The 22,317-nt window shown below is 45.4% G+C and carries 12 protein-coding genes and 1 pseudogene; 6 read left to right on the top strand and 7 right to left on the bottom strand.

Going from position 1 to position 22,317, the window contains the following annotated elements:
* Positions 1-94 precede the first annotated feature (94 nt).
* On the top strand, positions 95-931 hold the full coding sequence (locus ACVA58_RS22870) for an enoyl-CoA hydratase/isomerase family protein (protein WP_446512672.1): 837 nt from the start codon (positions 95-97) through the stop codon (positions 929-931).
* Positions 932-2,177: 1,246 nt separating this feature from the next.
* On the opposite strand, the gene ACVA58_RS22875 is transcribed toward ACVA58_RS22870, so the two are convergent.
* On the bottom strand, positions 2,178-3,149 hold the full coding sequence (locus tag ACVA58_RS22875) for a glycosyl hydrolase family 18 protein (RefSeq protein ID WP_446512660.1): 972 nt from the start codon (positions 3,147-3,149) through the stop codon (positions 2,178-2,180).
* Between the two features lie 121 nt (positions 3,150-3,270).
* A pseudogene (locus ACVA58_RS22880) lies at positions 3,271-5,570 on the bottom strand (GH92 family glycosyl hydrolase).
* Positions 5,571-5,966: 396 nt separating this feature from the next.
* On the opposite strand from ACVA58_RS22880, the gene ACVA58_RS22885 reads away from it, so the two are divergent.
* The gene (locus ACVA58_RS22885; protein ID WP_446512661.1) at positions 5,967-8,270 is read left to right on the top strand and encodes a GH92 family glycosyl hydrolase; all 2,304 of its coding nucleotides are present in this window, start codon (positions 5,967-5,969) and stop codon (positions 8,268-8,270) included.
* Between the two features lie 69 nt (positions 8,271-8,339).
* Here the strand turns inward: ACVA58_RS22885 and ACVA58_RS22890 are convergent, their stop codons facing one another.
* From ACVA58_RS22890 to nhaC, 3 genes are all read right to left on the bottom strand, one after another.
* Positions 8,340-9,242, bottom strand: coding sequence for an ROK family protein (locus ACVA58_RS22890; protein ID WP_446512662.1), 903 nt, complete (start codon positions 9,240-9,242; stop codon positions 8,340-8,342).
* A 28-nt stretch (positions 9,243-9,270) separates the two neighbouring features.
* Positions 9,271-10,440 carry a MalY/PatB family protein gene (locus tag ACVA58_RS22895; protein ID WP_446512663.1) on the bottom strand — a complete coding sequence of 390 codons (1,170 nt, stop codon included), beginning with the start codon at positions 10,438-10,440 and terminating at the stop codon, positions 9,271-9,273.
* Between the two features lie 81 nt (positions 10,441-10,521).
* Entirely contained in the window at positions 10,522-11,964 is a 1,443-nt protein-coding gene (nhaC, locus tag ACVA58_RS22900; RefSeq protein WP_446512664.1) for a Na+/H+ antiporter NhaC, read from the bottom strand.
* 176 nt (positions 11,965-12,140) lie between these two features.
* On the opposite strand from nhaC, the gene ACVA58_RS22905 reads away from it, so the two are divergent.
* From ACVA58_RS22905 to ACVA58_RS22920, 4 genes are all read left to right on the top strand, one after another.
* Positions 12,141-13,136 carry a LacI family DNA-binding transcriptional regulator gene (locus tag ACVA58_RS22905; protein WP_446512665.1) on the top strand — a complete coding sequence of 332 codons (996 nt, stop codon included), beginning with the start codon at positions 12,141-12,143 and terminating at the stop codon, positions 13,134-13,136.
* Positions 13,137-13,438: 302 nt separating this feature from the next.
* Complete coding sequence (locus ACVA58_RS22910; protein WP_446512666.1) at positions 13,439-15,742, top strand: GH92 family glycosyl hydrolase; 2,304 nt, start codon at positions 13,439-13,441, stop codon at positions 15,740-15,742.
* A gap of 206 nt (positions 15,743-15,948) precedes the next feature.
* Positions 15,949-18,357: a GH92 family glycosyl hydrolase gene (locus ACVA58_RS22915; protein ID WP_446512667.1), complete on the top strand. Its 2,409-nt coding sequence runs from the start codon at positions 15,949-15,951 to the stop codon at positions 18,355-18,357.
* Positions 18,358-18,398: 41 nt separating this feature from the next.
* On the top strand, positions 18,399-20,696 hold the full coding sequence (locus ACVA58_RS22920) for a GH92 family glycosyl hydrolase (RefSeq protein WP_446512668.1): 2,298 nt from the start codon (positions 18,399-18,401) through the stop codon (positions 20,694-20,696).
* Between the two features lie 142 nt (positions 20,697-20,838).
* Here the strand turns inward: ACVA58_RS22920 and ACVA58_RS22925 are convergent, their stop codons facing one another.
* Together ACVA58_RS22925 and ACVA58_RS22930 are read right to left on the bottom strand one after the other, a co-directional pair.
* The gene (locus tag ACVA58_RS22925) at positions 20,839-21,690 is read right to left on the bottom strand and encodes a helix-turn-helix transcriptional regulator (protein ID WP_446512669.1); all 852 of its coding nucleotides are present in this window, start codon (positions 21,688-21,690) and stop codon (positions 20,839-20,841) included.
* Between the two features lie 398 nt (positions 21,691-22,088).
* Positions 22,089-22,317: hypothetical protein (locus tag ACVA58_RS22930; RefSeq protein WP_446512670.1), on the bottom strand; the 229-nt coding region annotated here is incomplete at its 5' end.

Consider the following 22,317-nt stretch of genomic DNA (forward strand, 5'->3'; position numbering starts at 1 on the left):
TAAAGGTAGATTGGAAGAACGCATGACTCATTTTTGTTGAGATAGAGTGAATTAAATAGCGTGCCATTGAAGGGAGGCGACCATTGTGAACGACATGCAGCTAGGTACAGTTTCTGCTGGCCAATTATTGACTCAGCTTGAGCAGGGGATTCTAACGATAACGATGAACCGTCCGGCGAAATTAAATGGCTGGACGATGGATATGATGAACGCCCTCAAAGAGGTTTTTGAGAAGGCAAATATTGAGAGTAAGGTCAAAGCCATCATTCTCACTGGGGCGGGGGACTATTATTCCGCCGGGGTGAACCTCAGTGGTACCTTAAAGGTAATGGCACCACGTAAATTGCGTGAGTTGATTGCTTCGAACAACCAAGCGTTGTTCGAGGTTTTCCTTGGTTGCACCAAGCCATTGTTGATCGCAGTGAATGGCCCGGCAATTGGTGCCAGTGTGACATCTGCGACATTAGCCGATGGCATTGTTGCTGCTGACAATGCAACGTTTTCGACGCCTTTTTCTGTACTCGGTGTTACTCCTGAAGGTTGCTCAAGTGTACATTTACCTCGCTTGATTGGGGAGGAGAGCGCGCAGCGTATGCTAGGTGCTGAGGGATGGAAACCCGATGCTCAGCAAGCACTGGCTATTGGGCTCATTCAAGATGTAGCTCCGCAAACGGAGCTGATGGAAAGGGCTGAATATATTGTTCGACAATGGCTTGAAGAAGGGAAACAGCGACAGATCTTAGCTGGAAGTGAGCTTGATGAGCTTCGGAAGGTGAATATCGACGAGTCTCAGCAGTTAGCCGATGCCTTTTTGAAAGCTGCTTTTCTTAAACACCAAGCACAGTTCTTATGGAGAAAGAAAAAGATTATGCCGTCGGCGGTGTTCTGGCTACTTTGGGGAACGAGGCCGGTATGGCGGTTTGGGCTGTAATCTGAGATCTGGGCTGTAATTTGAGGTTTAGGCTGTAATTTGAAAATGTTTGTTGGTGGCAGGCCGCTTATTTCTGCCACCAAAACCTATTCAGATAAATTGACTAAATTATTTTTCGTTTTTTCTATTACCTCTTCAAGATAGGTTAACTCCGCGATGTCATCATCGGATATTGCGTTAAAATATCGCCAATGAAGATTAATCAAATGTTCAACGTAATATTGCTGATTTAATTTGAGGTCGATGCCATTAGAGCCTTTCATACTGCTTAACCTTACAACTCTGGTTCTTTTTCTTTCTCACCACTCTTTATCAAATGCACCTCCATCATAGACATATGAGAAAGAATAATTGATGAACAGTTGCTACACTGATATTTAGCATATTTCTTTTTGACAAGACGTTCTAATCTCGTTCTATGTATACGATGAAAGTGGACAAGGTCATTGCATGATGGGCATTGAAAATAATTCATACTATTCCTTTAGAGGTTTTATTTGCAGCTGCAGCTTGGTAGCGTTGTTTTATATCCACAGATACAGATGAGAGTACCGTCATCTATATTGATTAAAAAATTATCACTCTGCCCGCACTTAGGGCATTTTATTAGTTGGCAGTCGCAAACTTCTTCTGACATCCCTATTGTCAACCTTGTTTATTATGGGATTGATATCATAATGATGTATGGAATCTCATGGTATTACCGTGATCTTGATCCAAAAAAATGATATTAAATTTGTTGCATCTTTGCTGTGTATTATTTTTTAGGCTATGCGATAGGTGATATGTTATAACCTTATGTATATAAAGGGTTTATATGTAAAGGGTTTATATGTAAGGGGTTTATATATGAAGCGCTTATATTAATGCATGAAATTTTGTACATTCTATTTATTGCTATCTTTGAGGTAGTGAATATTGGATTACATCATGGTTTGTTTTTTATACGTTTTATGGTGAGGAGTTTTAGGTAGTCGTCGTTGATGTGTTTGTAGATGTATTCTTTACTAAAAAAACTATCGGTTGATGGATAGAGTTAGGCGTTGAACTTACCTATGGATGAAGGATAGTTAATATTACTCTCTTGAAAGAATATTATTTTCGCTATTTTCACCACATCGTTGTTAAATGTTATAAATCAGTTTACGTGCCAATTTTGATGCTAATAATGGAAAGGCCAGATAGCACATGATGGCAAGCGACTATCTGGTACATACTTGGCAGGTTGATTACGGAATTTATCGGGCTACTGGGTATTTTCGCGGCCCATTAATTGCCACATTTCTTTCGCAATGGAGTAGTGCGGCGTGTCTTGTTGATCCAAGCTATCGGTATCAAGTCGCCAAGCAAAAATGCCACGTGCACCGCGTTGTTTGGCTATATCCACAAAAGCTGCAGGTGCGTCAGCTGGGCGGTTATAGCTTTCGCTGGCAAGGCCGATCAGCATTTTTGATACCTCGATGCCTGTTTCCTCGAATTGATCGATAAAGTCGAAGCGATTGCCCCAGTAGGTTTGTAAATTGACATAGTCAAAGTGCTGGTTAACCAGCTTTCCATCCCATACGTCGAGTGAGGTATGGTCTGGGGTAATGGTCAGTAGGTAAGGGTTATTGCTACGGCCATCTTCTATACTGGCAAGATCTATCCGTTTTCTAAGGGCGAGGACCAAGTCTGTAAACTGGCTTAGATTTATGGGGTCGGTTCCTATCTCGTAATCCATGTCAAAGCCGTCGAGTTGATGGGCACGGATCATGGTGATAACGCTTTCAGCGAAGATTTCAGGATCTTGTGCACTTTTCCAGTAGTCTTGCATGCTCCACCCTTCAGAGATCAGTAGCTTGATCTCAGGGTTTTTAGCGCGTGCAAGGGTGACAATTTGATCAATACGTTCTTGATCAGTAAACGGGGCTTCTTGGTGGGCGTTTTCGTAGCCAAGCTCATATATACCATCGCCATCTTCATCATAGGGATGGGCAAAAGCGATGTAGATGAAGTCCATTTTATCGAACGGGGTGTCTTCGCGGAGCCTCTTGTCCCAATTATCGTCGAAAACACCAAAAAAGTGACCAATAAGCTCGGTATTCGTGGTGGTTTTTGAATCACTATTATCACTACTACTATTGCAACCGGTTAGCCCTAGGCTCGCAATGCCTAATGTGGCTGCAAACAGCGCAGTTTTCATGACTTGAATTGTCGGTAATGCAGGTCGTTTGGACATGGATTCCTTCCTTAGAAAGGTGAGTATGGTTAAGGTTCTCATGAGAACGTGGGAGTGGGTAAGAGCACGCCGCAGCAAGGGCTGAGGCGTGCGTTGGTAGAGATAATTGATGCCGCTATATTTATGGCTGTGGTGGTGTTGATGTCATGACAAAGTGCAGGTTGCCATCGGGCTTAAATTCACTATGGTCAAAGAAGAGATCCTTAGTCAGTGCTTTTCCGTTTATGGTGACTGACTCAACATACAGGTTGTCGGGGCCATTGTTCTCTGCGGTAACAGTAAATTCACCCCCTGCAACAGGTATCGTCGCTTCATTAAACAGTGGGCGGCCAATGGTGTAAGTTGTGCTACCTGGCGTGACTTGATAAAAGCCCAACGCGCTCATGACATACCAGGCCGACATCGCACCCACATCTTCGTTGCCGACAATCCCTTCAGGGGTGGCAAGGTAGAATTCTTCAAGTATTTGGTCGACATATTCTTGGGTCTTCCAAGGTGTCGTGGTGTAGTTATATAGATAAGGCACATGCTGGTCCGGCTCGTTACCATGGACATATTGACCAATTAGCCCGGTCATGTCGCTGGTGCCTTCTTGCTCCTCGGCATTGAATAAGGCATCAAGATTTTCTCTAAAGGCCGTTTCTCCCCCCATTACCGATTTCAATCCATTGATGTCATGTGGGGCGAACCATGTCCACTGCCAGCCATTTCCTTCGGTGTAATCACCGGTTTCATGTTCGGCATTGTATGGGTCGAAAGGCGTTCGCCAGCTGCCATCCAGCATTACCGGGCGCATAAAGCCAGTGGCACTATGCTCGGTATACTCTGCTGGGTTGAAATCGAAATAGCGTTGGTAACCTTTTGCCCGTTCCATGTATGTGTTGTAGGCTGGATCGCTGCCCGCCAGCTTGGCAATTTGCGCGATACACCAGTCGTAGTAGGCATTTTCCAGTCCGTAAGAAACGGATTCGTTTGTTTCATCGGCGGGTGCGTAGCCGATATCTTCAATGAATTTGATATGTGGGGTCATGACCTTGTTGAGCAGGTCTTGATCCCAATGTTGGAAATCTTCAGGATGCCATGTTGAGCTGGCAATACCGGCTTTGAGTGCTTCCAGTTTTTGTTGCTGGGTGAAAGCGTCAGGGTATTTGATCATCGCATCAGCAATGATCGCCACAGCGGGATAGCCCACCATGGTGCCCGTGTAGTTGCTGTGGAGTTCCCACTTGGGTAATAGGCCGCCTTCTTTTTGCTTTTCGACCAAGTTGAGTGCGTATTCCACGGCACGGTTGGGTTCGGTAATGGTTTTCAGTGGGTGCAAGGCACGGAAAGTATCCCACATTGAATAGACAGTGTAATTGGTTTGCCCTTCTGGATTGGTATGAATTGCCTTGTCCATTCCCCGGTACTGACCATCTACATCTTGGTGGATCATTGGCGCTAATTTAGTGTGGTAGAGCGCACTATAGAAAATGGTTTTCTGATCGTCACTACCACCTTCGATATGGAACGGGTCAAGGCTCTCTTCCCAGCGCTGCTCTGCTTGTTGGTGAGCAAGGTCAAAATTAATATCAGCCGCTTCTGCTGCTAGGTTGGCTTCAGCCCCAGCGGTGCTGACCGGAGATAATGCCACCTTGATTTCCACCGGCTCATTGCTGGGCTCAAACTCGATAAAGGCCACGATTTTTTTACCATTGCCGGTATTACCGTTGATATCTTGCCCTTCATCGGTGATTTGAAACTGCTTGATTGGGGAGGAGAAAGTCGCAACAAAATACACATGCTGATCAGCCGCCCAGCCACCACTGATACGCTTACCAATCACCGTTTTATCATCAATGAAGGTAATTTCGTTTTCTAGGCTAACACCGCCCCAGTCTTCGTTTAAGGTATGACCCAGATCGATTTTCAGTTTTTTTGGTTGATCTGAAGGGTAGTGATAGCGGTGGAGGCCAACCCTTGGGGTTGCGGTGAGCTCTGCTTCAATGCCTGAGTTATCGAGTGTGACTTGGTAGTAGCCTGCTGTTGCATGCTCGTCGATTTTTGAAATGCAGACTTTTGGTGCTGATCATCCTGGCTGTAAGGCATAAACAAGATATCACCTAAATCACCAATGCCTGTACCGCTTAAGTGGGTGTGGCTAAAGCCGTAGAGTGTGGTGTCATCATAGTGATAACCACTGGATGAGTGCCAGCCAGTAAGGTGGGTATCGGGACTTAATTGGACAAACCCTTCGGGGACAACAGCTCCAGGGAAAGTATGGCCATTAAATCCGGTGCCAATAAATGGGTCAACATACTCTAGGACCTTGATGGGGTGTGTTTTGCCGCCATCATCGGATTGACCACTATCTGAATTACAACCTGCTAGTGACGCTAAAATAGCTGAAAGTGTTACTGCCAGAATGTGCTTATTAAACATAACAGACCTATTAATTTCGAAATAATTTGATGTAAAAAGAAAATGTAGAGTTACTTACTCATGTTTATTAATACTTTGTGGTGAGTAAATTATTGCAATGCTTATTATCGGAGCTATAGAAAACGTTAATAGTGGACATTTGTGCCCTTTATAGGATATTTGTGCCCGATTATTGGCGATGTGATTTTTATTCCAATGCATGATGAATGGTCAAGATTACTGCGAATTGAGATCATCAACACAATTATGTATTTAAGGTAACAAAGTCCAGTAAATGAATTAAAAATCGTATTAAGTTAAAAATGAGTCGTCGATAGAATTTCTAATGATAATTCAAACCCAGCGAATGTTTATTAATTTAGAAAATGTTGGGCATTTAATCTATTAGGAGTTTCTATGTTTACACGAGCGCTCTTGGCACTGTCAATTGCCAGTGTTGTCGGTTTAACCGGGTGTAACTCTGATGGCGATAACAACAGTAAAGTTGATGAACGCCCAGACAATTACAAAGTGCTAGATTACGTTAACCCCTTTGTTGGTACTGGCCCTGATGGACACACTTTTCCCGGAGCGGCTTTTCCATCAGGTATGGTGCAGCTGAGTCCAGATACAACTATGGAAGGGTGGGGATCGGCGGCGGGATATTTTGATGATGGTACTGTAGATGATATTCCTGTTTATGGTTTTAGCCACACGCATTTAAGTGGAACAGGGATCACGGATCTTGGTGATATTCTTATTTTACCCTACACCAATGAGGAAAATAGCCGTTACAACACGTTTGATAAAAGTAATGAAACGGCGAAGCCGGGCTATTATTCTGTCACGTTAAATCGTGATGCAATCGAGGCAGAACTGACGGTTTCACCACGTGTTGGTTACCATAAGTACCAATTTAAATATGGTGAAACACCGTTTATTAAATTGGACTTAGCGCACACCTTGAATAAAAGCTGGGGCAATAAGTCGTTATTGAATGAGCTTGAAATTATTGATGCCTACACGGTCAGAGGCCACCGTAAGAGTGATTCTTGGTCGAAGAATCAAAGTGTGTATTTCTATGCGAAATTTTCATCGCCTATTATTTCGAATAAAGTTGTTGTAGATGGAGTTGAGTTCGACGATGTGCTGAATAGCGTCAATATCGAAGGCGAAGAAGTCGTATCATATTTCGAATTCGAACCGAGCAATAAGCCATTAGAAATCAAACTGGCGATTTCAGCAACAAGCATGGACGGTGCGCAGCTTAACCTTGCATCTGAAGTGCCAAGCTGGGGGTTTGATGAGGTACATGCCGCGGCTGAAAAAGCGTGGGCGGATGAGCTGAATACGGTTGGGGTCTCAGGGGGAACGGAAACTGAAAAAACCAACTTTTATACTGCAATGTATCACACGCAAATTGCCCCGATGATCTTCCAAGACGTTGACGGTCAATATCGCGCCATGGATCCGGCTAAAACCATCAAACAGGCCGACGATACGCCAAACTATACCGTTTATTCTATGTGGGATACTTTCCGTGCATTCCACCCGCTACAAACCATCATTCATCCAGATAAAGCTGAGCAGTACGTCAATGATTTGATCCGCAAGCAGAAAGATGGTGGTTTGTTGCCTAAGTGGGAACTGCATGGCCATTACACAGGCACCATGATTGGTTACCCATCGGTCTCAATTATTGCCGATGCACTGACAAAAGGCTTTGATATCGACATCAACGATGCCCTACATGCAGTGAAGGAAACCACGACATACGACTTATCCCGTTTCCCCGATTGGGATCAGAATACCTTGGCCTATGTGCAGGACTTGCAGATGAAGGCCAACATTGAGGACGGTTTTGTCCCATACGGTTATTGGAATTCAGCCTCGTATGGCATCGAGTATTCATACTACGATTGGGCGGTATCAGAGGTTGCTCGGTTGGCCGGTGACAGTGCCACTCAGCAGACGTATCTTGATCGCTCTGAGCATTACCTTAAATATTGGGATGCTGAAACTCGTTTCTTCCGCGCGCTAAATGCCGACGGCTCATTTAACTTACCTGAAGGGGAAGAGATGTTTGATCCCTACCACGTTGATGAGTTTGCCTTTACCGAAGGCAATGCTTGGCAGTGGAAGTGGCAAACATTCCATGACTTCAAGAAGCTAGAAGAATTATTAGGCGGCAAGGATGGCTTCAAACAGGATCTCGATGCCCTGTTTAAAGCCGATGAATCAACCAGTGGTGAAGACTTACCGGATATGACAGGGTTTATCGGCCAGTACTTGCATGGCAACGAGCCATCACACCATATTGTCTATCTGTGGAATCGTACCGATGAGCCGTGGCAAACCCAAGAGTACTTAGATAGGGTGATGCGAGAGTTCTACAAGCCGACCCCAGATGGCCTCATTGGCAATGAAGACGTCGGTCAAATGTCGGCGTGGTATGTACTGAGCGCAATGGGCTTCTATCAGGTGACACCGGGGATCCCTGAATACACGATTGGCCGTCCATTGTTTGATAAGGTCGAAGTCAACTTACCGAACGGAACGTTTACAGTGGTGGCCGAAAACAACAGCCCTGCCAATAAGTACGTACAGAGCGTGACCATTAACGGCAATGCCTTGGCCGATGGTTGGGTCTTTAATCACAGCGATATTGTCGCTGGTGGTGAGTTACGTTTTGTCATGACAGATAAAAAACCGTCGAATTAAGTGAATTCTTTGGCTATAAGTGCCAGTAAAAACAGAAATAGGAAGGCCCTCGAAAGAGGGCCTTTTCAATTATACTTGGCTAAGTGGTAACCAAGCGGCCCCACGTACACCGCTGCTATCGCCGTATTTGGCTGGTAACAATGCCGTTTCACTATCAGGGCTGAAAACATATTGTTTCATCTGCTTGGCCACGTCGTCATACAAAGAGGCGATGTTTGACATGCCTCCTCCAATCACAATGGCATCCGGGTCGAGGATATTAACAATGGTGGCAAAGCTTCTCGCTACTTGGTCTACCAACTGGTAGTAAGCTAAGCGGGCTTTCTGATCTCCTGCAGCCAGTGCCTTGGCAATGTCCGGTGCTGATTTACTTTCACCAAAGCGTTGATGATATTGCATCTCAAAACCGCTACCGGAGATATAGCGTTCAATGCAGTTATATCTTCCGCAGTAACATGGCTGGGACTGACCATCTTTATCGGGATGATAGTCAGGCAAAGCATTATGTCCCCACTCCCCACAGATTGCATTGGCGCCCACAATCGATTGCTGGTTAATGACCAGCCCACCGCCACAGCCAGTGCCGAGAATAACGCCAAATACAACTTTCTTTCCCGCTGCAGCGCCATCGATAGCTTCAGATAAAGCAAAACAATTGGCATCGTTGGCGATAAAGATGTCTCTTTCGAGCAGGCGTTCTAAATCCCCTTTAAGATCCATCCCATTCAAAAACGTACAATTGGCATTTTTGATCAGCCTTGTCTTGGGGCAAATAGCCCCAGGTAATCCGATGCCAATACTTGCCTGTGTTTTTAGTTCAGCCTCATTGGCTCTCACCAGTGTCGTTACCGCTTCTAAAAATTCAGCGTAGTTATTGGGTGTTGCAACCCGCTGTTTTAATAGCTCTTGGCTATTTTTGTCGTAGGCACGTAGCTCAATCTTCGTGCCGCCAATATCTAAACCAAATCGCATAACACTTCTACCTAAAGTTCGATGGTGATTATTTCAATACAGTACGTAAGCGGTTGATTTTCTCTTCAAGGATAGACTTTGGGCAGCCTAGGTTGAGGCGAACAAAGCCACGTCCTTGCTTGCCAAAGCTATAGCCCATGGTGGGGATTACACCGGCATTATGCAGTTGCTTTTCAAGCTCTTCGTCGGGAATGTTCATTTCACGGCAATCGAGCCATGCCAGGTAAGTGGATTCTTGTACCCGATAAGTGACTTGGTTGAGCTCTTTGGTAACAAACGCCTCCAATAGCCGGTTGTTTGCTTCGAGATATTGAATGGTATTGTCGAGCCACTCTTTACCGTGACGGTAGGCTGCTTGGTTAGCAATAATGCTGAAAGCACTGTAGACATCGATACCGTAGGCTAGCAGCTTTGATTTTAAAGCTTCAGCTTCTTTAGCATTTGGGATCATGGTGTTAGTTAGGCGCATTGAAGGTAAGCCAAATGATTTGGTACCAGCAATACATACCGCTAATTTGTCGAAATACACCGGATCAACGCGCAAGCAACTGTAAAATTTACTGCCACTAAAGACAACGTCCGCCCAAATCTCATCTGAAATCAAGTAAACGCCGTATTGGTGGCATAGTTGGCATACTTGTGTGACTTCTTGCTCTGTCCATACACGGCCACCAGGGTTATGTGGGTTACAGAACATCATGATTTTCACACCGCTTTTAAGTTGTGCTTCCAAATCAGCAAAATCAATTGTGTAGTAGCCGTTGTCGTTAATCAAAGAGGACTCTGCGACAGTTCTTCCCGTATTTTCGATTGTGCGGTAAAACGCATGGTAAACAGGGCTTAGCAACAAGATTTCATCGCCAGGGTTACTCCAGCGTTCAACAAGCATTGCAATGGCTGGCATGCTGCCGGGGGTGGTATGAAACCACTCTTTTTCTAGCGTGACCTGATGTCGCTCAGACCACCAGTCGATCACTGAGTTGAAGTATTCGTCGCTTCGTTCCGAGTAACCGAATATACCGTGGTCTAGACGTTCCTGCATTGGCTTGGTAATAAATTCCGGTGCTTTGAAGTCCCAATCAGAGACCCAACTCGGTAGCGCTTCTCCTTCCGGTACGCCAAGCCACTTCTCCATGTAGTCCCATTTCAAGCAGTCTGTACCATAGCGATTAATAACGGTATCAAGTTCGTGCGCCATATTATCCTCGTTTAAAGCGGGAAGCCTCGACCATCACGAGGCTTCCGGTTGTTATTTATATGTGTATTGTTGGGGGGGGGGTTATGCTGTCGCTGTCTCGCCCTGACGTACTTCTTTCACCGCTTTAGCAATACCAACACCGGTTATACCCCAGATCATGGCAAAGAAAATGGCGGAATAGTTTTGAACTGCCCAAGGTAGGTAATCCAATGTTGAAACCCCTAAGGTCGCAGCCATAAAGACCCCCGCGTTGGTCCATGGCACAAGTGGTTCTATTACCGTACCTGCATCCTCAATGGTGCGGGAAAGATTCTTCGCATCAAGCTGCATTTTTTTGTAGGTATCACGGAAGAGTTCAGAAGGAATAAGCAGGGCTAGCTTACCGTCAGACGTTGTACAAACAACGGTAATCGTAGTGACTATCGTTGCGCCAATTAGGCTGGCGGTTCCTTTGATCCCTTTCGACAGGGTATTAACCAAGACTTTCAGACCGCCCGTAAGTGAAAGCGTACCAGCAAAAGAGAAGGCACAGAATACAAGCAGAACCACACCCAGCATTGATGTCATGCCTCCGCGGTTTACAAGGGTAAGTACATCATCAATAACCGTCACATTCGCTAGCCCGGCATCGACAAACATTCCGGCATTAAAACCGCTAAGCATAGACGTCAGTGCTGTTACCAAGCTAAAGCCTTGGAAGATAACGGCATTCACGACACCGATAGCAATAGCAGCCAGCATGAGAGGAATGGTTGGTAACTTACGGATTGCTCCCCACAGGATAAGTGCTGGTGGAAGAAGGAGTACGACATTTAGTGAGAACAACTGCTCAATATTGGCAAGAATAGCGATTACTTTTTCAGGGGTATTTGCTGCGACATCACTGCTACCAGCAAAGAAGAATACAACGCTAGAGAGTAGGAAAGCAGGTATTGTCGTCCACAGCATATGTTGAATGTGAGAGTACAAATCAGTTCCCGCAACAACTGGCGCAAAGTTCGTACTATCAGACAATGGTGAGATTTTATCGCCAAAATATGCGCCCGATACAACAGCACCGGCAACGGCGGCTAAGTTAGCATCCATACCCGTAGCGACACCCATGAGCGCGACACCGACAGTGCCCGCAGAACCCCAAGAGGTACCGGTACACAGTGATACAATACAGGTTACATAAAAAGCGGTGAGTACTAAGTATTCAGGGCTTATGATCTTTAGACCGTAATAGACCAGCATTGGGATGGTACCACCCACCATCCAGCTACCAATCAAACCGCCGACGAGAACCAGAATAAATATTGCTGGTATGGTTTTAGCCAAACGTTCGATAATTGCATTTTGAATGTCATCCCAGCTATAACCAATCTTCCACGCTACACATGCAGCAACAACGGCAGAAGATAGCAGTAAGCTTTCGATTGGTAGGCCATACACGCCGTAGCCGATCACGAGGAAACAGACCATCGCAATAATAGGTAGCAAGGCTAGCCCAGTAGAAGGAGTCGATTTTATTTTGTTATTCATGTAATTTACATCCGGATTAATGTAGGAAACAGATATATTTCTAATTACAAACCCATTTCAGGTCACATATTCAGGATAATGCGACAAAATACTAAGATCCGTGATGGAATTCACCAATGTAAAAGAATAAAATTCAATGTAATTTACATGGTTTAAAACTGAGAGCTACTCCACAAATGCCTACTATCAATGACGTTGCAAAATCTGCTGGTGTGTCGACGGCGACCGTTTCACGAGTAATTAATCAATCGAGCAGTGTGTTGCCGGAAACGGTGGCCAAGGTCGAAGCCGTTATGGCAAAGCTGGGCTATGTGGTGAAAGGTAATCGTCGGTTAAATATCAATCAAAGCGATGACACGATTGGCTTGATTATCAGTCGCTTCAATTCACCTTTCTATGGCTTGCTAACCCAAGGCGTTGAAAAGGTTGCTCGTCAGCACGGGCGAAAGCTGATTGTTTCAAGTGGCGAATACGATGCGGGTTGTGAAGGTGATGCGATACAGTTCATGCTCAGTAAAGGGTGTCGTAACATTGTGATACACAGTAAGGCGATGAGTGATGAAGCATTGACGCAGTACGCGAAACAGATCCCTGGCCTTATTATTCTTAACCGCTATGTGCCAGCCGTAGAAACACAATGTGTTTGGCTCGATAACAGTGAAGGTACATACCTCGCGACTCGCCACCTGATTGAACTGGGCCACCGTCGTATCGCATACCTTTCTTGTGAAATGGAAGTCGACGATAAATTTACGCGTTTTGATGGCTACCGCCGTGCACTGGATGAAGCGGGCATTGTTTTTAATCCTGACTGGGTCGAAGAGGCTCCGTTCGGTGAGCCAGGTGGCGCAGAGGCTGCTTCGAATTTACTGAATAAAGGTCTACCTGTTACCGCGATGGTTGCCTTTAATGACTTTTATGCTGCTGCTGCAATGCAGGTTTTCAAAGAGCATGGTGTTGCGATTCCAGAGCGCCTTTCTATTGTGGGATTTGATGATGTGTTACCTCAGTGCTATTTCAGCCCTAAACTCACGTCGATCCGAAGTCCAATAGAATCAATGGCAATGAATGCTGCAAGGCTATCGCTCGAAGGTACCGATAGTCCATTGTCTCGTTTTTTTCATCCACTATTGATTAAACGTGAATCGGCACAAGAGCCATCAGAAATATAAACCTGCCTTATTAATTATACGCTCGGTACACTAATTATCTGTCGGGCGTATATCCATACCTATCTCGCGGAACCAAGCACCTTGAAGTGAATTGGGTATAAGGCAATGAGAGATTACTCACAGCCTTTTGGGATGGTTACAAATTTATAGTTAATGCGTAATTAATCCTATATCTCACCCATAGCCGATAATTAATAATAAATGCCAGATAATCCAATATCGAATCAATTTAAAACTTAAAATTATAACAGGCAGATTTATTGTTTGAGCGAGCAAGGAATTTTGCTGAATAAGGTGGCATTATGTTCCAAAAGAAATATATACCATTGGCTGTTGCTTTAGCGCTAGGCTTGAGTGGGTGTAACTCTGATAGTGGTAATAGTAGCGACGACAAAGAGAATGAGATTGTCGTTGATATGGAAGTACTGAATTATGTTGACCCATTTATCGGTACTGCGGGCTCTGGCCATACTTTTCCGGGGGCGACAGTGCCTCAAGGTATGGTGCAGCTAAGTCCAGATACTACACTGGATGGCTGGCATTCTGCCAGTGGTTATCATGATGCCAGTGATTATGAAAAGGGTGAGATAATAGACAAGAATATCCCTGTCTATGGCTTTAGCCATACTCATCTCAGCGGCACTGGTGTGACGGACTTGGGCGATATTCTTATCTTGCCATACACCGATGAAAGTAATGCCGAGGAAAATACGTTTGATAAAGAATCCGAAGAGGCATCGGCCGGTTATTATAAAGTTAAGTTAAATAAATCAAGCATCGAAGCGGAATTAACTGCTTCCACTCGGGTGGGTTATCATAAATACACCTTCCCTAAAAACAGTGAACGCAAAATTAAATTAGACATTGGCCATACTTTACAAGCAAATGGTGGTGAGAGTGTCCTAAATAAAATTGAAGTGGTCGATGATTACACTATTCGTGGCCGCCGGGTCAGTGGTTCTTGGGTAAAAGATCACAATATTTTCTTTTATGCGAAATTCTCAGCGCCGATTGCTAATGCATTTATGCTGAACCAAGATGGTGCCGAGCGCTCGTTACCGCATGGTGCCGTTCGTAGTGATACTGAAATCGCAGCTTACCTTGATTTTGGCTCAGAAAGTAATGAATCGATTGAAGTACGAGTGGGAATTTCTCCGGTTGATTGGAAAGGCGCTGAGCTAAATTTGGAATCGGAAGTGCCTGATTTTAATTTTGCAAAAGTGAAAGAAGCGGCTGAATACGCTTGGGCAAAAGAGCTTTCTGTCATTGGGTTAAAAGGTGGCAGTGATGTAGAGAAAACCAACTTTTATACCGGCTTCTACCATAGCCAAATTGCCCCTATCGTATTTGAAGATGTTGATGGCCGATACCGCGATTTACTGGGCTATATCCGCGAAGAAGATGGGCTGACCAACTACTCAATCTACTCGATGTGGGATACTTTCCGGGCTGTACATCCATTGCAGACAATTATCTATCCACAGCGTGCCGAAGACTTTGCCAACGATCTGATCCGAAAGCAGAAGAATGCCGGGATATTACCTAAATGGGAAGCTCATTCAAGCTATACCGGCACCATGATAGGTTACCCCGCGACCGCTATTATTGCCGATGCCATTGTCAAAGGTATGGACGTCGACCCGAATGATGCGTTATTAGCGGCAACGGAAAGCTCGACTTACCATCCCGAAGATTTCCCGCAAATTCCTGATGATATATTAGCTTCTGTAATGCCGGGCCAGTACAGCTATTACGAGCAATACCAGTTTATCCATGTGCCGAACTGGAACTCTGTCTCTTATGCGTTAGAGATGTCGTACTACGATTGGACGATTGCCCAGATAGCGAAAGCGGCAGGCGACACCCAGAACTATGACAAGTACATGGATCGTAGTACGTGGTCGCAAAACCATTGGGATCCGGTCGAGAAGTTCTTCGTTCCCGTTGATGATACCGGTACTAAGTTAGCAGAGTTTGACCCGTATAAAGTAGATCACTATTGGTTTACCGAAGGCAATGCTTGGCAGTGGCAATGGACATTGATGCAGGATTTGGATCGCCTCACTGAATTGATGGGGGGGGCTGATGGCCTGAATAAGAAGCTAGACGAGCTGTTTAATGCCGAGCCGAATGAAGGTGATTTGCAAGATATGACTGGCTACATTGGCCAGTATGTTCACGGTAATGAGCCATCGCATCATGTCATTTATTTGTACAACCGTACCAACCAGCCTTGGAAAGCGCAGGAATACTTGGATCAGGTGTATAAGGATTTCTATCACAACGGTCCTGACGGCTTGATTGGTAATGAAGATGTTGGTCAGATGTCGGCTTGGTACATTATGAGCACGATGGGCTTCTACCAAATCACTCCTGGAGATCCGACTTACACCATTGGTCGTCCTGTCTTTGATGAAGTAACGGTGCATCTGCCAGAAGGTGATTTCAAAGTGATCACCGAAAACAACGGCTCAGATAATCTTTACGTGCAAGAGGTGACAATTAACGGGAAGCCGCTGGATAAATACAATACTTTCGCGCATAGCGAAATCTATCCTGGTGGTGAACTGCGTTTCGTCATGACCGACCAGAAACCCGTTAACTAACCCACACGAGATTAACGTAACCATATACGGTTAAAGCAACAATAAACAGGCAAGAGAATGCTCTCTTGCCTGCCTTCACACTCCCATGCAACTACGCCGGTTAGCGAGTTGTCAACTATTTATAACTTCAGGTATTGCCAATTCTCGGTGTTCCGATTTAGTGGTAAGGGATTGCTGTATCTGAAGAAAATGTTCATGGAGGTAACATGTTTCAACGTACGCTGATTGCGACTGCCATTATTCTATCGTTTGGGTTGGTGGGGTGTAACTCCAGTAGCAGTGACAGTAAAACCCAGCCTGATGACTCACTGACTTTACTGCAATATGTCGACCCGTTTATCGGTACTGATGGGTTGGGAAATGTCATCCCTGGGGCTGTCGTACCGGAAGGGATGATCCAGCCAAGCCCTGATGGCGCGAAGGAAGACAATACGCCAACGGATTATCATTATTCCAATGATCGAATCTCGGGGTTTAGTAACACGCATATATCGGGTGCTGGTAAGGGGGATCTTAATGATTTTGCTTTCATGCCTTATACCGGCTTTAACGCCGGAGTAGCAACTATCGATAAGGGTACAGAGGTTTCGACACCGGGCTATTACTCGGCTGATTTAATAGAGAATAAAATTCAAACCGAATTAACGGCAACCAAACGTGTGGCTTTTCATCGCTATCATTTTCCTGACGATCAAGATCGCAAGGTGAAGGTTGATTTAGGCCATGAGTTATTGGGCGAGTGGGGTAACCATAGCCGCGAAATTAGCTTCAAAATAGTCGGTGATAACGCGATTGCGGGTATGCGAGTGAGTAACGAGTGGGCGCAGTACCAGACCGTCTATTTTTACGCCGAGTTCTCCGAACCTTTTGATTCGTATCTTGTTCTTGATGAAGGTGTACAAACCGAGGCGACTGAAATAACGGATAGCCGAGATGTGATCACCCACCTTAATTTTGGTCAGGGTAGTGAAGCACTGCAGGTCAAAGTCGCTATTTCACCATTAAGTACAGAGAGTGCAAAAGCCAATATCGATGCAGAAACGACAGATTTTGAATTTGATGAAGTGCGAGACAAAGCCGCTGTTGCATGGCATGACGTGCTGGAAAAATTTCAGCTAAAAGGTGGAACTGACGCTGAGAAAACCATCTTCTACACATCGGTTTATCACACTTATTTTGCCCCTTTTGTGTATCAAGACAGTGATGGTCAATATCGAGGTATGGATGGAAAGGCCTATCAGGCAGAAGACGGCTTCACCAATTATTCGGTGTATTCAATGTGGGATACTTTCCGAGCGTCCCATCCGTTAAAAACGATCATCGATAAAGAGCGTTCTATTGAATATGTTCATGATCTGCTAAATAAATTTAAGACCGGTGGGGTGTTACCTAAGTGGGAATTACATTCTGACTATACTGGCGAAATGGTGGGGTATCCTGCCGTCTCGGTCATTGCCGATACCATGGTGAAATACCCTGATGCCTTTACCCAGCAAGATTATGAACTGGCAATGGCTGCAGCTGAAGTCAGTGCTAACTTTGATATGAGCATTACAGGTGATTGGATCCCATATCAGGATGCGTGGAACGGTGATAAGCGCTGGATCGTCATGACCCGCCATGGCGAATATCAGGAAGATCTCGGTTATGTGCCTGCCGATGTGAAAAATAATCCAGCCGACATCTACGACACGATCGTTAATGAATCTGTTTCTTATGGGCTAGAGAACGCCTATTACGATTGGTGTATTGCCCAAATAGCCCATTTAGCGGGGGATAAACAGCAAGAAACCCGTTACCTCGAACGCGCGAAAGCGTTCAAGAACTACTTCGATTATAACCCGAGTGAATATGGCCAATATGGCGCGACAGGGTTTATGCGACCGAAAAACCTCGACGGCTCTTGGGTTAACAATATGTCGTCGTGTGAAGGGGATGATTGTGAAGGCGCACCGCTGGATTATTTCTGGCCATATAAAGCTGAGCACCGTGGGGAGGACTTTACCGAAGGTAACACATGGCAGTGGACATGGTTTGCCCCTCACGACATCGATGGTCTAAAAGAAGTGATGGGCGGAGAGCAGGCATTCCTGGCTAACCTCAATGCGTTATTCAATGCCGATTCCGATGCTGATACTAGCCAAGGGGATATGACAGGCTACATAGGTCAATATGTCCACGGCAATGAACCTGATCACCACGTTATTTACCTCTATAACTACACCGAAGAGCCTTGGAAGGTGCAAGAGTATATCGACGAAGTCATGGATACTTTCTATCTGCCAACCCCTGAAGGCCTGATAGGCAATGAAGACGTCGGGCAGATGTCGGCGTGGTACATCATGAGCGCGATGGGCTTCTATCAAATATCCCCAGCTGAACCGGTCTATACCATTGGTCGCCCGTTGTTCGATGAAATGACGGTGGCCGTTGATGGCGGGTTATTCACCATCACAGCGGAGAATAACAGTCCCGACAATATCTACGTCGAGTCGGTCACCATCAATGGCAAGAAACTTGATAGCAATAACACCTTTAGCCATGACGAAATTTACGCCGGCGGTCAGCTGAGCTTTGTTATGTCTAACCAAAAGCCTGACGCACCAGCCAAATAAGTTCGGCATGCAAATCAAACAAATTTTACATTGGAGGTTATATGTTTAAACGTTCATTACTTGCCGCAGCGGTTGCTGTCTCGATAGGCTTGGTCGGATGTAATTCGGACAGTAATAGCAACACTGACGATGGCAAAGACACACCCAAAGCTGATTTGGTGAAGTACGTCGATCCGATGATAGGTACCGGCGGGTTGGCTAATACTTATCCGGGGGCAACGGTCCCTCACGGTATGGTGCAATTAAGCCCGAATAACGGTACAGGCGGCTGGGATTATATTAGTGGCTACCATTATCACGATGATCGGCTGGTGGGCTTTAGCCATACCCAGCTATCAGGTACGGGAGCGGGGGATCTCAACGATATCTTATTGATGCCGTTTAATAGCCGTTCGGATGAGATGCGTGGTAGCAGCGAAGCGTCGCACTTTAGCCATGATAACGAAACGGCAGAAGCTGGTTTCTACAAAGTCATGCTTGATGATTATGGTATAGAGGCCGAGCTGACCACCACCAATCGCGTTGGCTTTCACCGCTACACCTTCCCTAAGGATGCCGACTCTAAGGTCGTGCTGAACTTGGGGTATGCCCTTAACTGGGACTCGCCGACCGATACGGTGATCAAAGTGGTTGATGAGACGACGCTGGAAGGCTATCGCTATTCAACCGGTTGGGCTGCCGATCAACGTGAACATTTCGTGATTAAATTCTCGAAACCCATGACAGGCTTTGAGTTGAAAGATGATGAGACGGGTCAGGTTGTTGGCGGCAATGAAGTACAAAGCACCAAAACCCGTGGTTACTTTAACTTTGATACCAGTGCGGATGAAACGGAAGTGTTGGTAAAAGTCGCGCTGTCATCGGTGGATGTTGCTGGCGCCTATAAAAACCTCGATGCTGAATTGAAAGGCTGGGATTTTGATGACACCCGCCAAGCCGCGCATGATGCATGGCAAAGCGAGCTAGAAAAAGTGGCCGTGACCAGTGATGACGAGACCAAAAAAAGGATCTTCTACACTGCGATTTACCACTCTTACCTTGGACCAACTCTGCACTCAGATGTTGATGGTCGCTATAAAGGGGCAGATCATCAAATCCAGCGCGCCTATGGCTTTGATCGTTATGATACTTTCTCTCTTTGGGATACTTATCGAGCCACCCACCCGTTCCAGACGCTGGTTGAACCAGACCGGGTCAGTGATATGGTCAATTCGATGCTGGCCCATTATGAGGAAACCGGTTTGTTGCCAGTGTGGTCAATGAAAGGCAACGAGACCAACATGATGCTGGGCTATCATGCGGTTCCGGTGATTACGGATGCGTGGCTAAAAGGCATTGAAGGCTTTGACCCTAAGTTGGCACTAGAAGCAATGAAGGCATCGGCGGCGTCAGATCGTGCCGAGATTGTTGCCTATCGTGAAAAGGGCTATGTACCTTATAGCGAAGAAGAGGGCGGCGACGGTTGGGCGGCGTCACGCGCAATGGAATATTCTTATGATGATTGGGCTATCGCGCAAATGGCACAGTCGTTGGGTAAAGAGTCGGACTTCCAGCACTTTATCAAGCAGGCCAAAAACTGGCAGAACCAGTACGACAGCAGCCGAGACTGGTTTGTTCCACGGCTGGAGAACGGCGACTTCATTTCGGATTTTGATCCAGAACGTTATGAAGCGGGCTTTGCGGAAAGTAATGCATGGCAGTATTTCTGGCATGTTCAGCATGATATCGCAGGACTTGTCGATAAGATGGGCCAAGAAGCCTTTATCCAGCGCTTGGATGACTTGTTCGAAACAACCCCCGATCCCGAGCAAGAGCTGCCGATCTTCAGCACCGGTATGGTGGGGCAGTATGTGCAAGGAAATGAACCCGATCACCATGCCCCATATCTGTTCAACTATGTGGGTCAGCCTTGGAAAACCCAGAAGTGGCTGAAGGAAGTGGTGGATGTGTGTTACACCGATAAGCCTGAAGGGATCTGCGGCAATGATGACTACGGCCAAATGTCTAGCTGGTATGTGTTCACTGCGATGGGGTTCTATCCGGTAAACCCTGCCGATCAACGTTATGTGATTGGCAGCCCTATGTTCCCTGAAGTGGCACTGAATTTACCTAACGGCAATACTTTTACCGTGAAAGCCGAGCAGGTGTCGGAGCAGAATATATATATTCAATCTGCCACATTAAATGGTAATAGCCTTGAACGTTCATGGATCAGCCACGGCGAAATTACTCAAGGTGGTGAACTGGTGTTCGAGATGGGCAATGAACCCAACTATAGCTGGGCAACAACCCCTGATGCTTTCCCACCATCGTGGTCAGCAGAAGGTCCGTTTAACTAATCGTCGTTGAGCGAAGTTGTTTAAACAGGCTCAGCTTAGGCTGAGCCTGAAATTCAACCACTCATTTGACTATCAGCCCCAAAAAAGCCCGCTTGTTAAGCGGGCAAGAACTGGAGTCATCTACTTATTGTCATTGTATTGGTCATGAAAGCTGGTAACTGCGATATTCCGTTGGGGTTTTACCTGTTTTACGCTTGAATACACGGCAAAAATAATTCGAGTCAAGGTAACCACAACGTTGAGCGACTTCTTCTAATCGGAAGTTGTATCGCTTGAGCATGAACTTTGCGCGTTCTAGCCTGACCCATGAAATGTAGTCAGCAAAACGCATATGACCCTCTTGACGGAATAATCGTGATAAGTGGTTGGGTGAAATATTAAATCGTTCAGCGACTGTATTGCGGTTTATGTTTCGGTGAAAGTTCTCTTGTACATAAATGCAAATGCCCTTAAAGAGGTCTTCTCTTCGGTTGTTGGTATCCTCTGCCGGCTTTTCAACCATATCTTTGCAATAACTCAGCAGTGCAAGTAATAAGTATTTATCGGCGGGTTGCTTCTTCTTCTCATGAGCGAGGGTAGAAAGTGCACTCAAGATATGATCGATAGCATGACCTGTTCGCTGCGGAACACTGTACTTCACGACATCGTAAAAGCCTTCTTCATTTTCATGCTTACTGACCAAGCTCAGTCCAAGCTGACTTTTACCAAAAAGTAGACTTAGTACCGAACACTCATGATCCCAGCTGGGTTTATTCCAAGCGTTTGCAGGAATAAACAGTGCGTCGCCCACCACCAGAGAAACATTGTCAATTTGTTGTAGATGGCTTTCAAAATGATTTTCGTATTTGCCTTTAAATACTAATTCAAGACGAGGGAAGTTAACTTGGTAACTTGCCTCCGGTGGTGGCATAGAATCACCAGCAAACCAAATATGCTGAAAAGATGCATTGTCAGAGATGGCGCTATCAAGTAGGTCAGAGAAGGTATTCTTCATGGCACTTAATCTGTTATGTCGATGGCCTCAGTAAAACCTGGAGGATGAGTAATGATAATGTGTTAAATATCAACGCTTATAGTTATAGGTTATATTACAAAGAGCATATTATTATGAATTATTATACGGCTAGCGATGTATTATTTTGCTAACTGTTATCTTGGTACCAATTAATTACAAAGTTATCATTTATATCGTATATTAATAGATTGATATTTATATCTTCATAATATCTGCCTGAGTTTATTCGTACGACAGCATGTTTATTGTCATTATGAGGCTGGTCGGTTAGATAATGTATTGGAAAAAGGCGGCATTGACTGGACATTTGTATCTATCGTTACCAGTTGTGATATAGATCTTAGCGGTTTGATGGCTAAACGCACGGTGTCTCCTCTTTATGAAAGTAAGCTATTTTGTTGGTATTCTAACCAGAACAGTGAACGATATACCCAAGCAACGTGGGTATAAAAAGTGGTTATTTGATACGGGGTGTTGAATAAATAACCGGTTAGATGGCTGGGGGGTTTACAATTTACCTCAAGCGAATTAATATACGCCGCACTTACGGAGAGATGGCTGAGTGGTTGAAAGCACCGGTCTTGAAAACCGGCATACGTTTGTAGC

The organism is Photobacterium sp. DNB22_13_2 (genome assembly GCF_052873915.1).

What these genes read in the sequence shown, in the direction of transcription:
- ACVA58_RS22870 (WP_446512672.1), top strand. Translation starts at nt 95, where the DNA reads ATGCAGCTAGGTACAGTTTCTGCTGGCCAATTATTGACTCAGCTTGAG.
- ACVA58_RS22875 (WP_446512660.1), bottom strand. Translation starts at nt 3,149, where the DNA reads ATGTCCAAACGACCTGCATTACCGACAATTCAAGTCATGAAAACTGCG.
- ACVA58_RS22885 (WP_446512661.1), top strand. Translation starts at nt 5,967, where the DNA reads ATGTTTACACGAGCGCTCTTGGCACTGTCAATTGCCAGTGTTGTCGGT.
- ACVA58_RS22890 (WP_446512662.1), bottom strand. Translation starts at nt 9,242, where the DNA reads ATGCGATTTGGTTTAGATATTGGCGGCACGAAGATTGAGCTACGTGCC.
- ACVA58_RS22895 (WP_446512663.1), bottom strand. Translation starts at nt 10,440, where the DNA reads ATGGCGCACGAACTTGATACCGTTATTAATCGCTATGGTACAGACTGC.
- nhaC (WP_446512664.1), bottom strand. Translation starts at nt 11,964, where the DNA reads ATGAATAACAAAATAAAATCGACTCCTTCTACTGGGCTAGCCTTGCTA.
- ACVA58_RS22905 (WP_446512665.1), top strand. Translation starts at nt 12,141, where the DNA reads ATGCCTACTATCAATGACGTTGCAAAATCTGCTGGTGTGTCGACGGCG.
- ACVA58_RS22910 (WP_446512666.1), top strand. Translation starts at nt 13,439, where the DNA reads ATGTTCCAAAAGAAATATATACCATTGGCTGTTGCTTTAGCGCTAGGC.
- ACVA58_RS22915 (WP_446512667.1), top strand. Translation starts at nt 15,949, where the DNA reads ATGTTTCAACGTACGCTGATTGCGACTGCCATTATTCTATCGTTTGGG.
- ACVA58_RS22920 (WP_446512668.1), top strand. Translation starts at nt 18,399, where the DNA reads ATGTTTAAACGTTCATTACTTGCCGCAGCGGTTGCTGTCTCGATAGGC.
- ACVA58_RS22925 (WP_446512669.1), bottom strand. Translation starts at nt 21,690, where the DNA reads ATGAAGAATACCTTCTCTGACCTACTTGATAGCGCCATCTCTGACAAT.